Genomic DNA, 17,339 nt, shown 5'->3' with positions numbered 1-17,339 from the left:
TCCTTAGTTTAATTTATCTGGCAAACTGTTTTTATAAGAAACAGTATTTGGTTGATCGGCTGATAAACTAGTTAAAATAGTAAAGCTGTTATTAGTTGAATACGGTATTTTGAGACCAGGTGAATTATCATCGAAGTCCTCTAAAACCGTGATTGTTTTTCCTTGTATGTTAACTGAAAATTGACCGGATTTAATTTTGACCATTTGACTATTAAATTCTTCAAAACTCCCATCAGGGTTGTAGTTAACGTAGTCAATAGTTTGGCCATCACTTGAAACACGAGTCCAAGTTCCGATTAACGATTCAGATGGATATTGTGGCGCAAATTTAAGGCTATTTGTCATATAAAACGATGAATCTACAGTCGTGACATCGGTAGATCTTGAAAATGTGCCTAAATTATCTACAGAGACTTTAGTATCGCCTTCATTGAATCTAAAATAAAGATAAGTTTCACCAGCATGTTGAGCAAAGTACGATAGCTTTAATAGGAGAACATCATCATATTCACCAGCTACCAAGTATGATCCAGACGCTTGATAATCTGCGTTTTGAAAGGTATAGGTGCCATTGCTTTTAAAAGAAAACGAGATGTTAGATCCAGACCAATTCCCAACAAAACGATGGTGCTTGGCTTCGGGCGTAGGGGTGGACGATGAGAGATTATTGATTGCGGAAGAATTAGATTCCGATACGATTTCTTGACTCATCATTGCGACTTCTGTTTCACGTTTTTGGCCTAAGTTTGATAGTAGCATAAATAACAATCCGGCCAAAATAATGATAGTGGCAAAGACAACAAGAACGATTTTTTTTGATTGGCTAAATTGGCGCAATACATAACCTCCCTTCAATACTATTATCTCTAAAAAAACCCTATTTGTAAAATAGGGTTTTAAAGTATAGGCGATAATAAACGTGAGACTTGTTGTTTTAGTTTTAGAGATTGTGATTGTTGGTTAATCATATTTTGAGTTAGAAGTGTGCAGTCTTTTATATCATGCTTGAAGTGTTGAGCAAGTTGACTACTGATTTTTTTGTCATAAAAGAATGCATTAGCTTCAAAATTAAGCATATAACTTCTGAAATCTTGATTCATAGAGCCAACTGTTGAGAATTTGTCATCCACAATGACTGTTTTGGCATGTAAGAAGCCGTTATTATAAATATAAATTTCAATGCCATATTTAGTTAGATAGTTAGCGTAGTATTGTGTTGCACGATAGATAAAGGGATGATCGGGCTTGCAAGGAATCATAATCTTAACATCAATTCCTGAACGAGCGGCAATAACCAGTGTCGAAATCATTGAATCGTCTGGGACAAGGTACGGTGTTTGAACCCATATTTTGTGACGAGCAATATTCATTAATCGAATAACACCATTTTTCAAAAAGTCTTCTTCTTGTTCAGGACCATCAGAAATGATTTGAACAGCGGCATTATCACGACTATTTAAACTAGGCTTTGGAAATAATTCAGGTCTAAATTCAATTTTGTTGTTTTTATCTTGAATGGAGGCATTAAAATCTAAAACAAATCGTTCTTGCAGTAGTAGTGTGGCTGGCCCCACGATACGAACATGGGTATCGCGCCAATAGCCGAATTTTTTCTTTCGTCCTAAGTATTGATCGCCAACATTAAACCCACCAGTCCAACCGATTTTACCATCAATAACGACGATTTTCCGGTGAAGATGATAGTTAAGTCGATATTTACGAATCATATTACGTGAAGTGATGAAAGGCACGACAATGCCACCTAGACGTTCGAGATTATCGAAAAAACTGCTACTATTTCCAACAGACCCCCAAGGATCGTAAATCAGTTTAACTTCGACACCTTCACGTGCTTTATCTTCTAGTAGTGTGATAAAGTCATGACCAATTGAATCGTCATAGAATGAGTAGTACTCGACATGAACACTATGCTTGGCTTTAATAATATCCTTGAATAGGTTCTTGAATTTAGAAGCACCATCAGTAAAGAAATTGACATCATTTTCTTTTGAGAGTGGATTTTTATGATTGTAATTGAAATAGTCGACCACTAAACGTGCTTCTTGTGTTGTGTCATTTGGATTATCATAGTTGAGACTTTCTTTCTCTAACTCTTTAGCATAGTCTAAGCCAACTTCTTTTTGTGTACTAATCGACATTAAGTTTTCTTCGGCAAGTCCGCGTCCAAAAAAAGCATAGAGCAAAAAGCCTAACACGGGAAGAACAGTTAGTAAAATAAACCAAGCCCACGTTGTTGCGATACTACGGGGACGTTTGAAGACGAGGTAAATTGAAAAGATAGTATTTAAAAAAAGTAGAATGAAAAGAAGGGGTCTTAAAATGTTCACGTTAAAAAATCTCCATTAGTTGATTGAGTAGTTAATCATCATTTCGATTGCTGAACAATAGAACTAGACGTAGCAATTGTAGGAAAGTACTTAAGGCTGAGGCAATATAAGTAAATGCAGCTGCAGTTAGGACTTTTTTGACAGCAGAAAGTTCAGTTTCGGTCAGTAAATTCTGGCTTCTCAGTGAAGCGACAGCTCTTCTTGAAGCATCAAATTCAACCGGTAAGGTCACAACTTGAAAGAGTAATACCGCAGCAAAAGCCAAAATACCAATATTGATTAAGGTCTGGTTCATCCCAAGAAAAACACCAATTAAGATAAGTGGCATTGAAAGGGATGCACCTAAGTTAGCCACTGGAACTATTCGGGCTCTTAATCGCATGGGGACATAATCATGAGCATCTTGGATAGCATGACCAACCTCGTGGGCTGCAACACCCACAGCAGCAACGGATGAATTATCAAAAGTAGCCTCTGATAGGTTCAGTGTTTTGTTTTGACCATTGTAGTTATCAGTCAAGTTACCTTCAATAGCGTGAATGGTCACATTTTGGATGTTTTGATCAGCTAGGATTGCTTGTGCGGCTTGTTCACCAGTTAAACCTGAATTGCTGAAAACTGTACTGTAGCGAGAAAAAGTCGATTGGACCAAAAACGAGGCAATTGCTGAAAGGCCCATGCCAATCAGAACAAGATAAAAGTAGGGATCATAAAATAGTGGAAACATCGAATTCACTCCATTTCGTTTGAATATAAAAATCGATTTAAAACATCAATTGCATAATAGTTATCATGAATTAGACTGTGTTCACCAAATTCGCCCAGAAGTTCAAATTCATGGAATTCTTTAACGATTGGTGACAGAATGTATTTAATAGATCTTGCTGAGATAACTGAGATATATTTATCTGTGTTTGAATCGTCATCAACGTTGCCGTACATATTTAAGATACGAACATTTTTTGGGAAGCGATGACGTTTAAGCAAGAGTTGTAGGTAGCGCAGATTCATCAAAATTGGTCTACCTTTTTTGGTGAGACGGTTAACATTTGGGAAATCCCCAAGATAAACAACACCGTCAAAAGGACCAGCTAGCAATACGAGTTTGTTTAATCGAGGGAAGTGCTTTGAGCGGTGTTTTTTCATTGCCTCAAGGACTAAACTGGTCGCACCTAAAGAATGTCCCACAGCGTTAAACTGTGTAAAATGATAGGTGTTAGCTAAAGCTGGTAGAATCATATCTAGATATCTGGTAATGCCAATATTACCCACGAACCTATCTTTAAAAACCACTTGTACAATAGGATGAGGCCCATCACCTAAATCACCATCGTAGTCAATGTTTCCGAGCAAGTCGATTGTAACGCGCAAGAACGTTTTATTTTGGCTATATGTCATTGCGGCATCGACCATTTGTTGTGTAGACGAATCATTACCACGAAAACCGTGGACATAAAAAGTTGGGATTTGTTGACTTGGCTTGATATCAGGTTCGCGTTTTTTGTAGCGGTATTTTTTGCTAAAAAGACGCAAGAAGGGTTTTAAAAGACCAAAGCTAGTTAAAATGCCCATTACAATAGAGAGGTAAGAATCTGTTTTTTTCTTTTTCATTGACTAACCCCCTCCGTGTAATGTAATAGTATTATTTTACATTAAACTTGTTAAAATGAGAAATATAAAGGAATTGTCTGGAGGAAATTTTATGAAATATTACGCAGTAAAAAAAGGTCGTAAATCTGGTATTTATGAAGATTGGGCAAGCGCCAAAGAACAGGTAATGGGTTATAAGGGTGCTATTTATAAGAGCTTTACGACTAAAGAGCAAGCGGAAAGCTTTATGAAAGGCATGGCAAAAACAGCATCCAAAACAACAGCTACACCCTCTCAAAGTCCTAAAACAATCAAAGTGTTTACAGATGGAGGGTCAAGAAACACTGGAAATTACCGTGGTGGACAAGTCAAGGCAACGGATAAAGCAGCGTGGGCTTTTTTAATTCAAACACCTGGACAAAATTATGAAGGGACAGGATTTGAAGCGGGTGCCACGAATAATCGAATGGAAATTACAGCATTACTTAAAGCAATGGCTGGTATTCAATCATTGAATTTAGATCCTGCTGAAGTTGAATTTATTTTAGATTCAAAATATGTGTTAGATGCAATTAGATTAAATTGGTTAAAAGGTTGGGCCAAAAATGGGTTTAAACGCAAGAATGGCGAATTGAAAAATAAAGAGTTATGGCAAAAAATGTATGACTTATTGCCAGAATTTGAACAGTCAACTTTTTCATGGACAAAAGGTCACGCGACAAGTCAAGGTAATGTCTATGTTGATGAACTGTTAAATAAAACAATGGATCAAAACTAAGAAAGAAGTTTTTGAATTTTGATAAATAATGCGCAAGCAAAATTAAATAATGTTAGACAACTAAGTTCAGAGCAAGAAACTGTAATTGATGAACTGTTTGAACTAGTTAAAAAGCATGTATCAGACGACAAACCTTATGTTGTGTGGTTAGATGGGGATGCAGGTACAGGAAAAAGCGTAGTTTTAACGGAGTTGTTCAAAAAAATTCAACAAGAAAATCGCACACAAAAAGATAGTGTACTTCATCAAACAATTAATTATCTGACTGTTAACCATGCTGAAATGATTAAGGTTTATAAAGAAATTGCAGGAAAAGAACAACATTTATACAAAAAAGATATTCAAAAACCGACACCTTTAATTAATCGGCTACAAAAACAAAATAAGAAATCCGATGTTGTCCTAGTAGATGAAGGTCATTTATTGTTAACGCAACCAGACCGCTACAATAAATTTAATCAAGTTAATCAGTTAACTGAACTAATTAATCAGTCTCGTGTGGTTATTGTCGTATTTGATGCACATCAATTTTTGAAAACTAAAAGCTTTTGGACAACGAAAACCTTACAATCGATTTTAAATAATTATCATCATAAAAAAATATCATTAACTGAACAATTTAGATTAAAGGCACCTCTAGAAGTGTACCGTTGGATTGATAGTTTTGCTAAGAATCGCCAACTATTACCTTATCCGGATTCTGGTAATTATGATTTTCGATTATACACAGACCTAGCTGAAATGTACCAAGATTTAAAGCGAAAAGATCAGGAATATGGGTTATCGCGCTTAATAAGTACAGCGGATTATCCTTATAAGATGGATGGCCAGTTGTATTACGTTGAAGAACCAGGATTCAAATTACCTTGGGACCATGACATTGATCCCAATTTGCCCTGGGCGCAAAGACCTGAGACAATTAATGAAGTTGGCTCTATTTATACAATTCAAGGTTTCGATTTGAATTATGCAGGCGTTATCTTAGGACCGGGTATTACTTATGATGAAAAGCAGCAGCAAATCGTTCCAAAACCTGAATATTATCAAGATTTTGAAGCATTTAAAAAGCGATCTGATGAAGTATCAAATGAGTCATTGGCGACAATTAAAATGCAAATCATGATGAATGCCGTCAATGTTCTGCTAAAACGTGGTGTTCATGGATTATTTATTTATGCTAGTAATCCAGAATTGAAAGCGGCTTTTGAAGCAATTAATTGCCATAATCATAGGCAATAAACCTTTAACAAAGTCTTAAAAAAGTGTAAAATAGTTTAGAAAAGCCATTTTTATATGTAGAATGAGGATGATAAACGCTATGAAAGGTGAAGATAAAGAATGTATGAAAAGCCATTATTAACAGTTTTAATGCCAGTTTATAATGTTGAGGGTTATATTAAAAGGGGTTTAGACAGCTTACTAGAGCAAAAAAACAAAAATTTTGAAGTATTGGTTGTTAATGATGGTTCAACAGACAGTACACCTGAAATTGTCGAGTCATATCGTCATCAATTTCAACATTTAAGGATGGTTTCACAGCCTAATATGGGGTTATCAGCCGCGCGAAACACGGGTCTTGATAATGTTGAAACGCCGTATTTAACATTTTTAGATGGTGATGATTGGGTTGAGCCAGAATTTACAGATCACTTTATCAAAAACATGTCAGAACGTAACGTTGATATGGCAACAAGTAGTTTTTTTATTGATTATGAAGGTAAACCAAGCAAAGTTGCTCATAAAAAAAATGAATCTAAAATTTTGGATAGAAGTCAAATGGCAACGCAAGTCATCAGACCTGGTGGCAGTGTTAAAGGTTATACTTGGAATAAGTGCTATCGTATTGATTTGATTCGCCAACATGATTTGAAATTTGACGAAACGATTTCAATTATGGAAGATCAATACTTTAACTTAAAGTATTTAGAAAAAGCACAAGGCTCTTTTTTCTATAGCACAAAGCCGCTTTATCATTATATTCAACGTGATGATAGTTTGATTCATAATATTGATTTGAAAGAGTTTGCAGTTGCTATGGTGAAATGTCACGGTCTTTACATCAACCTAAGTATGTCTAAAAAGAATAATCGACCTGATAAAAAGCAAAAAATGTTGGAACAAGAGATTGAAACGAGTATTGAAGAGGAAAAAAATGAATATCAAAGTCAATAATATTTCATTAAACTACCAAAAACTTGGCTCAGGACATCCGTTAATTTTATTGCATGGTAATCAAGAAGATAGTCGCATTTTTGATCGCCTAATGGCGGCCTTGAGCGCACAATATACTGTTTACATAATCGACACCCGAGGACACGGACAAAGCGAAGCACCTTCAACATATGCCTACCAAGATATGGTGGAAGATACTGCCAGCTTTATCCGCAAATTAAATTTAAGACAGCCCTACTTATTTGGGTTCAGTGATGGTGGTATCATTGGATTAATGCTTGCAAGTCAGTATCCTAATATTTTAGGTAAGCTTGTGGTTGCAGGGGCTAATACTGATGTGTCGGGATTAACTAGAAAAGAACGATTAAAACTAAAATTCGAAAACCTAGTTAAACCGAATCCATTGGTTAAATTGATGCTGACACAACCACCTATTACAGATGCACAACTGAGACGCATCACGGTTCCTGTTTTAGCAATGGTAGGGGAAAAAGATGTTATCACGATTGAACATACGCGTGAATTTTCTAGCAAAATTAAGCACTCAAGATTAATGGTAATGCCAAAGCAAACACACGATAGCTACATTATCCACAGCTTATATTTAGCACCTACCTTGAAAAACTTTTTCAAATAAAAAAATCCTAACATCATGTTAGGATTTTTTTATTTGGATAATTCAATGATTCTATCGACCACTGTTTCAAGATAATCAATAGTATTTTCAAGTGGCGTTGATGTTGTAATATCAATGCCTAATTTATGAGCTGAATCAATTGGGGAAAGTGAGTTTCCAATTGCTAAAAAGTTTAGCCAATTCTCACGTTCTGTTTCTGGATTATCTTTGAATTTTAAGAATTCTTGTGTCGAAATCGTCAAAGAAGCCGAATAAGTGTAGCTGTAAAGTCCCATATAGTAGTGACTTTGACGCATCCAGGTTAACTCAGCACCTTCGTTATATTCAAGGCTATCTCCATAAAATTGTTTTAGCACATCGAGTTTAATCTTATTAAGAATTTCGGCATTAAAGCTTTCACCATCATCAACTAATTGATAAACCTTTTGTTGAAATGCAGCTTCAAGCAAATGTGTCACGAAGTTGTGGAAATAAGTATTATTAAATAACTTACCTAAGGCAAATCGTTTTTGTTGGTTGTTTTGACTAGTTGTAGATAAATAATCTGTTAACAGCAACTCATTAAATGTTGAAGCTGTTTCCACAATGTAGGTGGATGGATTAAAATCGAGATAAGTATTGGCTTCACTGCTTAAAATACCTTGTCCTGCGTGTCCCAATTCATGTATCAAAGTGTAGACATCCGAAAGGGTATTTTGCCAAGATAATAGAATTTTTGGTTTCTTTTGGTAAGGTTGTGCACAAAAAGCACCGGTTTCTTTACCTTTATTAGCTGTAAAATCAACCCATCTTTCATCAAATCCCTTTAAAATCATGTTTTGATAGTCATTTCCTAAAGGTGCTAGGGCGTTTTTGATGTAGTCTTTTGATTGTGCAATAGAAACTTGTGGTGAGTAGTCAAAATCAATATCAATCAGGCGATCGGCGAAAGTTAGTCGATCTAAGTTGTGTTCGTTTTTCAAAAACTTGAGATATTTTTGTACGACCGGACCAAACTTAGTCATGATTAAGTCGATTTGACGATTGAACATTTCTCGTGAAACTTCTTGATTATATAGTAGGTAGTCGATAACAGAATCAAAACCATATAAATCGGCTAAAACTTTTTCGCTAGTTACTTTGTTTAGATAATTGGCAGCTAGTGTGTCTTGATATTTGCGAAGCTGTTTTGAAAAAGCATCAAAAGCCGCATGTCTGACATCGGTGTCATGATGAAAAGCGTAATAGTCTTCATACAGGCTAAAGGAGAGTGGATAAGTTTGACCATTAACTGTGAAATCATCAAAAGACAAATCAGAGCCGATGACCTGGCCATATAATCGACTAGGCCCTTGAAGAACGGGCATTAGTTTATTCAGTGTTTGTTCAACTTTTTTGTTAGGCGCAATCTTTTGCTTTTGTTTGAGATTTCTCAAGAATCCAGTGAATTGGGGATTATCTTTCATTAATTTTTTGAAGTTTTCGTGAGGCAACTTTAAGAGTAAATCTTCAAAGAATTGTAAATCAGTTGTCAATTCTGCCTCAATTTGGTCGCCACGAAACGCAATATTACTATTTTCAGTATTAGTTAAATCAACAGACTGATTTAAAAAAGCATAATTCAATAAAATATCTGCGTGGTACCACAATTCATTGTAGTCAAAAAGTGCGTCCTTAATTTCGTCCATATTAAGTGAACGATTAGCGTACTGTTCACAGAATTGCTTAACCTGATCCATCAAATTATCGGCCTGATTCAAAAAATCAGTGTTATTCTCACATAAGTCACTTAAATCGTAGGTATAATCTTTTTCGACATCTTTGCGATTAAGGTTGGCTTTTTTTATGCTCATTTGAAACCTCCAAATAATAAATTTGAATCGATTATAGCATTTTTTAACTATTGACGACATTTATTTGGTAAACTAGAATTGAAAAATAACAAATATAAAGGTGAGATTTAATAATTATGTCGACATCAAAACATTCGATTAAGTTACTAGGACTAAACGGAAACCTACCTTTAGCTGAAAAAATCGCAGCTAAAATAGGTGCTCCTTTACTTGAAACAAGTACACGTCATTTTAGTGATGGCGAAATTCAAGTTAATATTGATGAAACAATCCGTGGTGATGATATTTACGTTATTCAATCACTACAAGATCCAATCAATGAAAATATTATGGAAACGCTAATTGTGATTGATGCTTTAAGACGTGCATCAGCACATGAAATCAACGTGGTGTTACCTTACTTTGCTTACTCACGTGCAGACAGAAAGACACATTCAAGAGAACCAATCACAGCTAAACTTTTAGCGAACATGATTGAAGAAGCTGGTGCTGATCGTGTGATTACACTTGATTTGCATGCCGACCAAATCCAAGGATTCTTTGATATTCCTGTCGATCACTTACAAGCTATTCCTATCTTGGCGAAATATTTTATCTCTAAACGTTTTGAAGAAGAAGATATCGTGATCATCTCACCTGATCATAGTGGGACAAAATTAGCTAGAAGATTTGCTGAATACTTCAACGCACCGATTGCGATTATTGATCAACGTGGTCCGCATTACGATACAGATGCTGTTAAGGACGTTATTGGAGATGTCGAAGGTAAAACAGCGATTGTAGTTGATGATATGATTGATACAGGTGTGCGTTTTGCATACGCTTCAAAATCATTATTAGCTGCTGGTGCTAAACAAATTTATGCTGCTGCAACGCATGCATTATTATCAAGTGGTGCTAGTCAATTATTGAACGATGCTCCAATTGAAGAAATTGCAGTAACCGATTCAATCGAATTGCCAAAAGAACAATATCCTGAAAAAATCAAACGTTTATCTGTTGATTATCTATTTGCCAATGCAATTGAACATATCTACGATAAAAAATCAATCCACTCTGTTTTTGAAGAACAACAAAAACTATAAAAAAAAAGAAAGTGCATATTATGCACTTTCTTTTTTTTTTCTGTTACTTATTAATCTTCGAAAACTTTAAAACGTGTATTATCATCTACAAAGTCTTTATCGCCAGCTGGATTTTCGACAGAACCAAATGGCATTTGCGCTCTTAATACCCAGTTTTCTGGAATATCAAAGGCTTCTTTAACTTGATCATCAATGATTGGGTTATAGTGTTGGATGTTAGCACCAATATTATTTGAAGCTAGAGCAGTCCAAACACTAAATTGTGCGCCACCAAGACCTTGTTCGCTCCAGTCATGCATGTTTTGTGCATAAGGTGCGAATTGTTTTTTACTTTCTTCAATAGCATCTTGGTCACTGAAGTAAAGGATAGTCCCAATACCATTTTTGAAAGATGATACACGCGCTTTTGATTGTTCAAAAGCATCATCATCTGACATGATGCCACGTAGGACATCAATTGTGATATCCCAAACTTTATCAGAAGAGTTACCAAACAAGATAACGGCACGAGTTGTTTGATTGTTAAAAGCAGTAGGTGCCTGTTTAATTGCGTCTTTGATTAGAGTTGTAATTTCTTCTTTTGACTGAGGAACATTTTTGCCCAAAGCATAAATAGAGCGACGTTGAGTCATTAAATCAATAAATGAGTTATTCATAGAAAATACCTTCCTGTTCTTATTTTTAGTTGTTACTTTTAATATCACAACTTAATTGTAAGAGTCTTTTTGGTATTTGTCAATTAAAAAGCTTAGTCTATAATATCGTAAATCTCAGACAGTGGCAGACGTTTTTTAGGAGTGATGTCTTCATCACGGTAACCAAACCCAGCCATTAAAGAAACACCGAATTTTTCACGGTCTAAAATACCTTTTTGTGCTAAATAATCTTCGACTTTATCAATATTAAATCCTTCGATAGGGCAACTATCAATGTCTAGGAATGCAGCAGTTGTCATCATGTTAGCTAGTGTGATGTAAGTTTGTTTAGCAGCCCAGTGATAAAGGTCATGAGCATTATCAAGCTTGAAATCATTTTGTTGAAAGCTAGCAACACGTTTTAAAAATGGTGATTCTGGATCATATGTGCGTTTGCTGACGGTTTCAGTGAAGTGTTTGACATAATCACTTGTTGGTGTAACATCCTTACGAGCTAGAAAGATAACGAAGTGACTGGCACCAGTTAAACTAGGGTTGGCTCCCCAAGCAAATTCTTTCAAACCTTCTTTAATAGTGTCATTTTTAATTAGTAACATTTTCCATGGAGAAAATCCAAGTGAACTTGGAGATAGGCGACCTGCTTCAACGATTGTTTCCCAATCACTATCAGAAATCTTTTTATTACTATCAAATGATTTTGTTGCATATCTTCTGTTCATTACATTTAATATTTGTTGGTTTTTAGTCATTAAAAATCCTTCTTTCTTATTTTTTATAAGTATAATTAGTTTAACGTACTTTTTTTAATCATTCAATTGATGTATAGTATTAAAAGATTAGAAAATATCACCAACTGACATTGGAGGGTTTATCATCGCAAACACAAAATTCAGTAACGCTATTTATATTCTAGTAGCAATTGCAACTAGTGATAATGAACAATTATCAAGTCAAAAAATCGCAGCACAGTTCAATGGTTCTGCCTGTGTTGTTAGAAGAATTATGTCAGAACTGAAAAAAAGTGAACTAATTAGCAAAACGCGTGGATCTGCTAGAACGACGCTTCTAACAGATCCTAAAGACATGACGCTACATCAGATTTTTAAGGCAGTAACACCTGATTATAAGATTTTGAATGTCGATGAAAAAGTTGATCAATCGTGTCCAATGGCACTTGCGATACCTGAAGTTTTAAAAACAAGGTATGCGAAATTGCAACGAACCATGGAAGACCAGTTAAAAGAACAAACTTTACAAGACGTTATCGACGATATAAAAAAAGCACAACCTCAATGAGGTTAGTGCTTTTTTTATTTGGACTTAATAAAGGTCTCGCCATCCGCTTTTGGAGCAGTTGATTTACCGATAAAGAAGGCAAGGACAACAATTGTAATTAAGTAAGGTGCGACTTTGAAGACAACGTCATTCCAACCAGAAATAATTGGGATGTAAGCACCTACAATTGATAAACTTTGTGCAAATCCAAAGAATAAAGCGGCAAACATAGCGCCAATTGGATTCCATTTACCAAAAATCATTGCAGCAAGTGCCATAAATCCTTGTCCAGCGATTGTTGAAACATTGTAGTTTAATGTAATTGCTTGTGACATGATGGCACCACCGATACCACCAAGCATTCCTGAAATTAAAACAGCTGAGTAACGCATCTTGTAAACACTAATACCTAATGTATCAGCAGCTTCAGGGTTTTCACCAACAGATCTTAAACGCAAACCAAAGCGAGTTTTGTAAAGAACCCACCAAGAAGCAAAAGCAAGTAAAATCCCAATCCAACCAATCACTAACGTGTTACTGAAGAAAATATCACCAATAACAGGGATTTTTGAAAGTAATGGAATATCAGTTGTCGACATATTTTGTTGGATAATAGGGGTTTGACCTTTACCATCGTAGATAACTTTAGTTAAGAAAACAGCAGCAGCAGGTGCTAACATGTTCAGCACAGTACCACTAATGATGTGGTTAGCACGTAAGTTAACAGTTGCAACAGCATGAACAATTGAGAAAAGCAAACCACAAATTCCACCAACAATTAAGGCTAACCAAGGTGTGGCAGCACCGAATGTTTCGTTGAAAGAAATACTGAAAACAGTTGAGGCAAAAGCACCAATTACCATGATACCTTCTAGTCCAACGTTAACAATTCCACCACGTTCAGAAAAAGTACCACCTAGTGATGTAAAAATTAATGGAGAAGCATAAATCAAAGTAGTTGAAACGATTGTCATTAAAATTGTCATTGTGTTCATTATGCTTTACCTCCTTTTGATTTGTTTGTTTTCATTTTTTTAGAAATATATTCAAATAAGTAACTTGCACCAACAAAGAAGATAATTAAAGCAATCACAATATCGACAATTTCTGAAGGTGTATTTGAGACAACCGGAATGTTTAAGCCACCAATTTTTAGTGAGGCAAATAATAGTGAAGCAAAGACAATTCCGATAGGGTTACCATAAGCTAATAAAGCGACAGCCAATCCATCAAAACCAACAGAAGGGGTGCTTGCTAGAACTAGAATGTTTTGATAGTTACCAATCCCATCAACAGCACCACCAATACCGGCAAGTAGTCCTGAGAGTGTCATCGCTAAAATGATAACTTTCTTGGTACTCATACCAGCATATTTTGAAGCATCTGAGTTCAAACCGATTGAACGAATTTCGTATCCAACGGTTGTTTTTTTCATAACGAAAGCCATGATAATAGCAATCACAATTGCGATGAATAAACCGTAGTGGAAAGTAGAGTTATTCGTTAATTCCATTAAGAAAGGAGAGCGCAGAGAAGCACTTTGTGGAATAGACTTACTGTAGTCAGCATCACCATTTGCTAGGAATGATTTTACAATCCAGTTGGATAGATACAAAGCGATGTAGTTTAACATAATAGTTGTGATAACTTCGTTTGTTTTAAGGTAAGCACGAAGAACACCGGCAATTCCTGACCAAATACCACCAGCAATTGCACCAGCTGCAACGGCCCCAATGATTAAAATAGTTCCCGGTAGTGAAGGGAATGATAGGACAAACCAGATAGAAGATAGCCAACCAACAAGGTATTGACCAGCTCCCCCGATATTAAAGAATCCAGCAGAGGTTGCAACTGAAAATCCAAGACCAGTTAGAATTAAAGGTGTTGCTTGACGAAGTGTTTCACCAATTGAGTTTGGATCTCCCCAAGCCCCTGTGAATAAAGCTTCATAGGTCATGATAGGATCATAACCTAGGCATAACATAATAATTGCACCGAGTACGAAACCGGCTAATATCGAAATTAAGGGTATACTTAAACGACTTTTCCAATTCTTTGACATATTATTTATCTGCTACCTTTCGTTTGCTTTTTTTGATTTTATCAAGAGGTGTTCCTGCCATCATTAAACCAAGTTCTTGTTCAGAAGTCTTGCTAGCATCAACGATTCCCATGTTTTCACCATTGTGCATAACTAGGATACGGTCAGAAACGTTCAAGATTTCATCTAGTGAGAAACTGACAAGTAAAACACCGTTTCCTTTATCACGTTGATCAACAAGACGTTTATGAATATATTCAATCGCACCAACATCAAGACCACGAGTAGGGTTAGCAGCAATTAATAACTTAGGATTACGTTCAACTTCACGAGCAATAATGACTTTTTGTTGGTTACCACCTGAAAGTGCACCAGTTTCACTTTTTTCGGAATAAGTACGAATATCGAATTGTTCAATTAGGTGACGAGCGTGTTCGTTCATATAATTGTAATTCAAAACACCGTATGATGAATCAGGTTTACGATAGTAACTTTGTAAGGCAATATTTTCAGATACGGTCATTGGCAAAATCAAACCAAAGCGTTGTCTATCTTCTGGAATATGACCAAGACCTGCTTCGGTAACTTTGCGAACCTTCAAGTTAGTAATATCTTTGTTATCTAATGTAATTGAACCAGATGAAGACTTTTCAAGTCCACTAATAGCTTGAACTAGTTCGCTTTGTCCATTACCGTCAACACCGGCAATTCCTAGTACTTCACCCGCATGAACATCGAAGCTAAGGTTTTTAACACGTTCAACTTTTTGACTATCTTTAACAGATAGGTTTTCAATTTTCAGAACAGCTTCACCAGGTTTTGATTTAGTTTTATCTGTTTTGAAGTTAACTTCACGACCAACCATCATGTCAGCTAGTTGCTGTTCAGATGAATCCTTAACTAAAACACTACCGATGATTTGACCACGACGAATAACTGTACATTCATCAGCAACTTCTTTGATTTCATCTAATTTGTGAGTAATTAAGATAATTGATTTACCTTCTTGAACCATTTCCTTCATGATTGCCATTAATTCTGTGATTTCAGAAGGGGTTAAAACAGCTGTTGGTTCGTCGAAAATCAAAATATTAGCATCACGGTAAAGCAATTTAAGAATTTCAACACGTTGTTGCATACCGACAGAAATATCTCTTACTTTAGCATCTGGATCAATTTCCAAGTGATATTTTTCGGATAAATCCATAATTTTTTGTCTAGCTTGTTTAAGGTTTAAAATACCAGCTGCCTTAGTAGGTTCAGCACCTAAAACAATGTTTTCAATTACAGTGAAATCATCAACTAACATGAAATGTTGGTGAACCATTCCGATTCCAAGATTGTTGGCATCTTTTGAAGAAGTCATTGCAACTTTTTCACCGTTAACGAAAACATCACCACTAGTGGGCTGATACAAACCAGATAAAACGTTCATCATGGTAGACTTACCCGCACCGTTTTCACCTAGAAGTGCATGGATTTGTCCTTTTTTAATTTTTAAATTAATGTCATTATTGGCTTTAAAATCGCCAAATGCTTTTGTCATATGCTTAAGCTCAATCGCACATGAAGCTTGATCAAAATTTGATTGCATCTGTTGAATCTCCTTCGTCATCCATTTATTACTACTATTATATCGAAAAACAACCAATTGTTAAATAAAGGTTAAGCATAAAAATAAGAGCTGAAGTTAGTTTCAGCTCTTACTATTTGGTTGTGAGTTAAAAAACTAAGATTATGGTTTTTCTGGAACAGTTACTTTTCCATCAATAATGTCTTGTTTAGCTTGTTCAACTTTGTTCCAAATATCAGTTGATAATTGACCTTTAGAAATATCAACACCGTTTTCTTTCAATCCGAAGACTTTATGTTGTTTACCTGGGAAGTTACCAGCAAGTGTTTCATTTGAAACTTCTTCAACAACTGTATTTAAAGCTTTGATTGATGAAGTAAGTGTTAAATTACCACCATCATATTGGCCTTCTTCAGTCTGATCACGGTCACAACCGACAACGTAAACTTCTTTACCACTCTTACGAGCATCTTTTGCACTTGAGAAAACGCCAAGTCCAGCACTACCAGCAGCTTGATAAATAGCATCGTTACCATTGTTGTACATTGCTGTTGCGATAGATTTTGCAACGTCAGCTTTATCAAAAGCACCAACGTATTTAACATCAACTTCGATGTCAGGAACAGCGGCTTTAGCACCAGCTACATAACCGGCTTCAAAACGGTTGATAACTTCACCTTTTACACCACCGATAAAACCGATTTTTTTGGTTTTACTATTTAAGGCAGCAGACATACCAGCAAGGTAAGCTGATTCGTTGTCTTTAAATGTTAGTGAAGTAACGTTATCTAAATCAGGAACAACAGTATCAATAATCGCAAACTTTGTATTTGGATTTTGTTTAGCACCATCTGTTACAGCTTTATCAAGTTTGTAACCAATAGCGTAAATTAAGTTGTAGTTGTTTTTGATTAATTTGTTAATATTTACGGGATAATCTGAATCTTGGTGAGATTGAACGTAATCATAACCACCTAATCCTTTAGTTAAGTTATGTTCTTTACCCCATTTTGTTAAACCTTCCCAAGCGGATTGGTTGAATGATTTATCGTCAACTCCGTTTAAATCAGTTAAAAGGGCTACGGCAAGTGAGTTACCTTTGTTTTGTGATTCAGAATTGTTTGAAGCCGAACGATTTGTACAGGCTGACAATGGGATGATGATACCAAGTGCTAAAATAGCTAAGCTTATTTTTTTGACTAATTTATTCATATTTTCCTCCGTTATAGACGTATCGTCTAAAATGATTACATGAATATAATAACAGAAGACCACAGAATTAAAAAGTAAAAACTGTATATTTTTAATAAAAAAGTAATTAATGTTCGTATTTAGTTAATTTGTGTATAAAA

Annotated in this window: 17 protein-coding genes; 6 read left to right on the top strand and 11 right to left on the bottom strand. The window is 35.5% G+C overall.

Going from position 1 to position 17,339, the window contains the following annotated elements; genetic code table 11:
• Positions 1–3: 3 nt before the first annotated feature.
• The 4 genes from JNUCC72_RS05435 to JNUCC72_RS05420 are packed head-to-tail and all read right to left on the bottom strand — an operon-like array spanning position 4 to position 3,959.
• Positions 4–837 (bottom strand): hypothetical protein, encoded by an 834-nt coding sequence (locus tag JNUCC72_RS05435; protein ID WP_454143604.1) that lies wholly within the window; start codon positions 835–837, stop codon positions 4–6.
• 59 nt (positions 838–896) lie between these two features.
• A complete protein-coding gene (gene cls / locus JNUCC72_RS05430; RefSeq protein WP_454143602.1) occupies positions 897–2,348 on the bottom strand; it encodes a cardiolipin synthase in 1,452 nt (483 codons plus the stop codon).
• A 31-nt stretch (positions 2,349–2,379) separates the two neighbouring features.
• The gene (locus JNUCC72_RS05425) at positions 2,380–3,075 is read right to left on the bottom strand and encodes a zinc metallopeptidase (RefSeq protein ID WP_454143600.1); all 696 of its coding nucleotides are present in this window, start codon (positions 3,073–3,075) and stop codon (positions 2,380–2,382) included.
• 5 nt (positions 3,076–3,080) lie between these two features.
• Entirely contained in the window at positions 3,081–3,959 is an 879-nt protein-coding gene (locus JNUCC72_RS05420; RefSeq protein WP_454143598.1) for an alpha/beta hydrolase, read from the bottom strand.
• A gap of 91 nt (positions 3,960–4,050) precedes the next feature.
• Here JNUCC72_RS05420 and JNUCC72_RS05415 point away from each other — a divergent pair, with 91 nt between their 5' ends.
• The 4 genes from JNUCC72_RS05415 to JNUCC72_RS05400 all read left to right on the top strand — a co-directional run bounded on the left by JNUCC72_RS05415 (position 4,051) and on the right by JNUCC72_RS05400 (position 7,525).
• Positions 4,051–4,716, top strand: coding sequence for a ribonuclease H family protein (locus JNUCC72_RS05415; protein WP_454143596.1), 666 nt, complete (start codon positions 4,051–4,053; stop codon positions 4,714–4,716).
• Positions 4,717–4,734: 18 nt separating this feature from the next.
• Entirely contained in the window at positions 4,735–5,955 is a 1,221-nt protein-coding gene (locus tag JNUCC72_RS05410) for a DUF2075 domain-containing protein (protein WP_454143594.1), read from the top strand.
• Between the two features lie 99 nt (positions 5,956–6,054).
• Positions 6,055–6,888 (top strand): glycosyltransferase family 2 protein, encoded by an 834-nt coding sequence (locus tag JNUCC72_RS05405; protein ID WP_454143592.1) that lies wholly within the window; start codon positions 6,055–6,057, stop codon positions 6,886–6,888.
• Positions 6,869–7,525, top strand: coding sequence for an alpha/beta fold hydrolase (locus JNUCC72_RS05400; protein ID WP_454143590.1), 657 nt, complete (start codon positions 6,869–6,871; stop codon positions 7,523–7,525). Before JNUCC72_RS05405 ends, JNUCC72_RS05400 begins: the two co-directional genes overlap by 20 nt.
• A gap of 29 nt (positions 7,526–7,554) precedes the next feature.
• On the opposite strand, the gene pepF is transcribed toward JNUCC72_RS05400, so the two are convergent.
• Positions 7,555–9,357, bottom strand: coding sequence for an oligoendopeptidase F (gene pepF, locus JNUCC72_RS05395; protein ID WP_454143588.1), 1,803 nt, complete (start codon positions 9,355–9,357; stop codon positions 7,555–7,557).
• A 116-nt stretch (positions 9,358–9,473) separates the two neighbouring features.
• On the opposite strand from pepF, the gene JNUCC72_RS05390 reads away from it, so the two are divergent.
• Positions 9,474–10,442 carry a ribose-phosphate diphosphokinase gene (locus JNUCC72_RS05390; RefSeq protein ID WP_454143586.1) on the top strand — a complete coding sequence of 323 codons (969 nt, stop codon included), beginning with the start codon at positions 9,474–9,476 and terminating at the stop codon, positions 10,440–10,442.
• A 50-nt stretch (positions 10,443–10,492) separates the two neighbouring features.
• Here JNUCC72_RS05390 and JNUCC72_RS05385 read toward each other — a convergent pair whose 3' ends face one another.
• A complete protein-coding gene (locus tag JNUCC72_RS05385) occupies positions 10,493–11,098 on the bottom strand; it encodes a nitroreductase family protein (protein WP_454143584.1) in 606 nt (201 codons plus the stop codon).
• Positions 11,099–11,190: 92 nt separating this feature from the next.
• The gene (locus tag JNUCC72_RS05380) at positions 11,191–11,847 is read right to left on the bottom strand and encodes an NAD(P)H-dependent oxidoreductase (protein WP_454143582.1); all 657 of its coding nucleotides are present in this window, start codon (positions 11,845–11,847) and stop codon (positions 11,191–11,193) included.
• Between the two features lie 94 nt (positions 11,848–11,941).
• On the opposite strand from JNUCC72_RS05380, the gene JNUCC72_RS05375 reads away from it, so the two are divergent.
• Complete coding sequence (locus JNUCC72_RS05375; protein ID WP_454144729.1) at positions 11,942–12,394, top strand: Rrf2 family transcriptional regulator; 453 nt, start codon at positions 11,942–11,944, stop codon at positions 12,392–12,394.
• Positions 12,395–12,408: 14 nt separating this feature from the next.
• On the opposite strand, the gene JNUCC72_RS05370 is transcribed toward JNUCC72_RS05375, so the two are convergent.
• The 4 genes from JNUCC72_RS05370 to JNUCC72_RS05355 form a co-directional block, all read right to left on the bottom strand.
• A complete protein-coding gene (locus tag JNUCC72_RS05370) occupies positions 12,409–13,368 on the bottom strand; it encodes an ABC transporter permease (protein WP_056974084.1) in 960 nt (319 codons plus the stop codon).
• A complete protein-coding gene (locus tag JNUCC72_RS05365) occupies positions 13,368–14,435 on the bottom strand; it encodes an ABC transporter permease (protein WP_454143579.1) in 1,068 nt (355 codons plus the stop codon). Before JNUCC72_RS05365 ends, JNUCC72_RS05370 begins: the two co-directional genes overlap by 1 nt.
• A gap of 1 nt (position 14,436) precedes the next feature.
• On the bottom strand, positions 14,437–16,008 hold the full coding sequence (locus JNUCC72_RS05360) for an ABC transporter ATP-binding protein (protein WP_454143577.1): 1,572 nt from the start codon (positions 16,006–16,008) through the stop codon (positions 14,437–14,439).
• A 141-nt stretch (positions 16,009–16,149) separates the two neighbouring features.
• Positions 16,150–17,199, bottom strand: coding sequence for a BMP family lipoprotein (locus JNUCC72_RS05355; protein WP_454143575.1), 1,050 nt, complete (start codon positions 17,197–17,199; stop codon positions 16,150–16,152).
• Between the last annotated feature and the right edge of the window lie 140 nt (positions 17,200–17,339).

The organism is Holzapfeliella sp. JNUCC 72, assembly GCF_053668685.1.
This window is presented reverse-complemented; position numbering and strand designations above follow the sequence as displayed.

Coding starts and splice junctions, on each gene's coding strand:
- JNUCC72_RS05390 (WP_454143586.1), top strand. CDS start 9,474: ATGTCGACATCAAAACATTCGATTAAGTTACTAGGACTAAACGGAAAC.
- JNUCC72_RS05355 (WP_454143575.1), bottom strand. CDS start 17,199: ATGAATAAATTAGTCAAAAAAATAAGCTTAGCTATTTTAGCACTTGGT.
- pepF (WP_454143588.1), bottom strand. CDS start 9,357: ATGAGCATAAAAAAAGCCAACCTTAATCGCAAAGATGTCGAAAAAGAT.
- JNUCC72_RS05380 (WP_454143582.1), bottom strand. CDS start 11,847: ATGACTAAAAACCAACAAATATTAAATGTAATGAACAGAAGATATGCA.
- JNUCC72_RS05385 (WP_454143584.1), bottom strand. CDS start 11,098: ATGAATAACTCATTTATTGATTTAATGACTCAACGTCGCTCTATTTAT.
- JNUCC72_RS05400 (WP_454143590.1), top strand. CDS start 6,869: ATGAATATCAAAGTCAATAATATTTCATTAAACTACCAAAAACTTGGC.
- JNUCC72_RS05370 (WP_056974084.1), bottom strand. CDS start 13,368: ATGAACACAATGACAATTTTAATGACAATCGTTTCAACTACTTTGATT.
- JNUCC72_RS05365 (WP_454143579.1), bottom strand. CDS start 14,435: ATGTCAAAGAATTGGAAAAGTCGTTTAAGTATACCCTTAATTTCGATA.
- JNUCC72_RS05405 (WP_454143592.1), top strand. CDS start 6,055: ATGTATGAAAAGCCATTATTAACAGTTTTAATGCCAGTTTATAATGTT.
- JNUCC72_RS05425 (WP_454143600.1), bottom strand. CDS start 3,075: ATGTTTCCACTATTTTATGATCCCTACTTTTATCTTGTTCTGATTGGC.
- JNUCC72_RS05360 (WP_454143577.1), bottom strand. CDS start 16,008: ATGCAATCAAATTTTGATCAAGCTTCATGTGCGATTGAGCTTAAGCAT.
- JNUCC72_RS05415 (WP_454143596.1), top strand. CDS start 4,051: ATGAAATATTACGCAGTAAAAAAAGGTCGTAAATCTGGTATTTATGAA.
- JNUCC72_RS05420 (WP_454143598.1), bottom strand. CDS start 3,959: ATGAAAAAGAAAAAAACAGATTCTTACCTCTCTATTGTAATGGGCATT.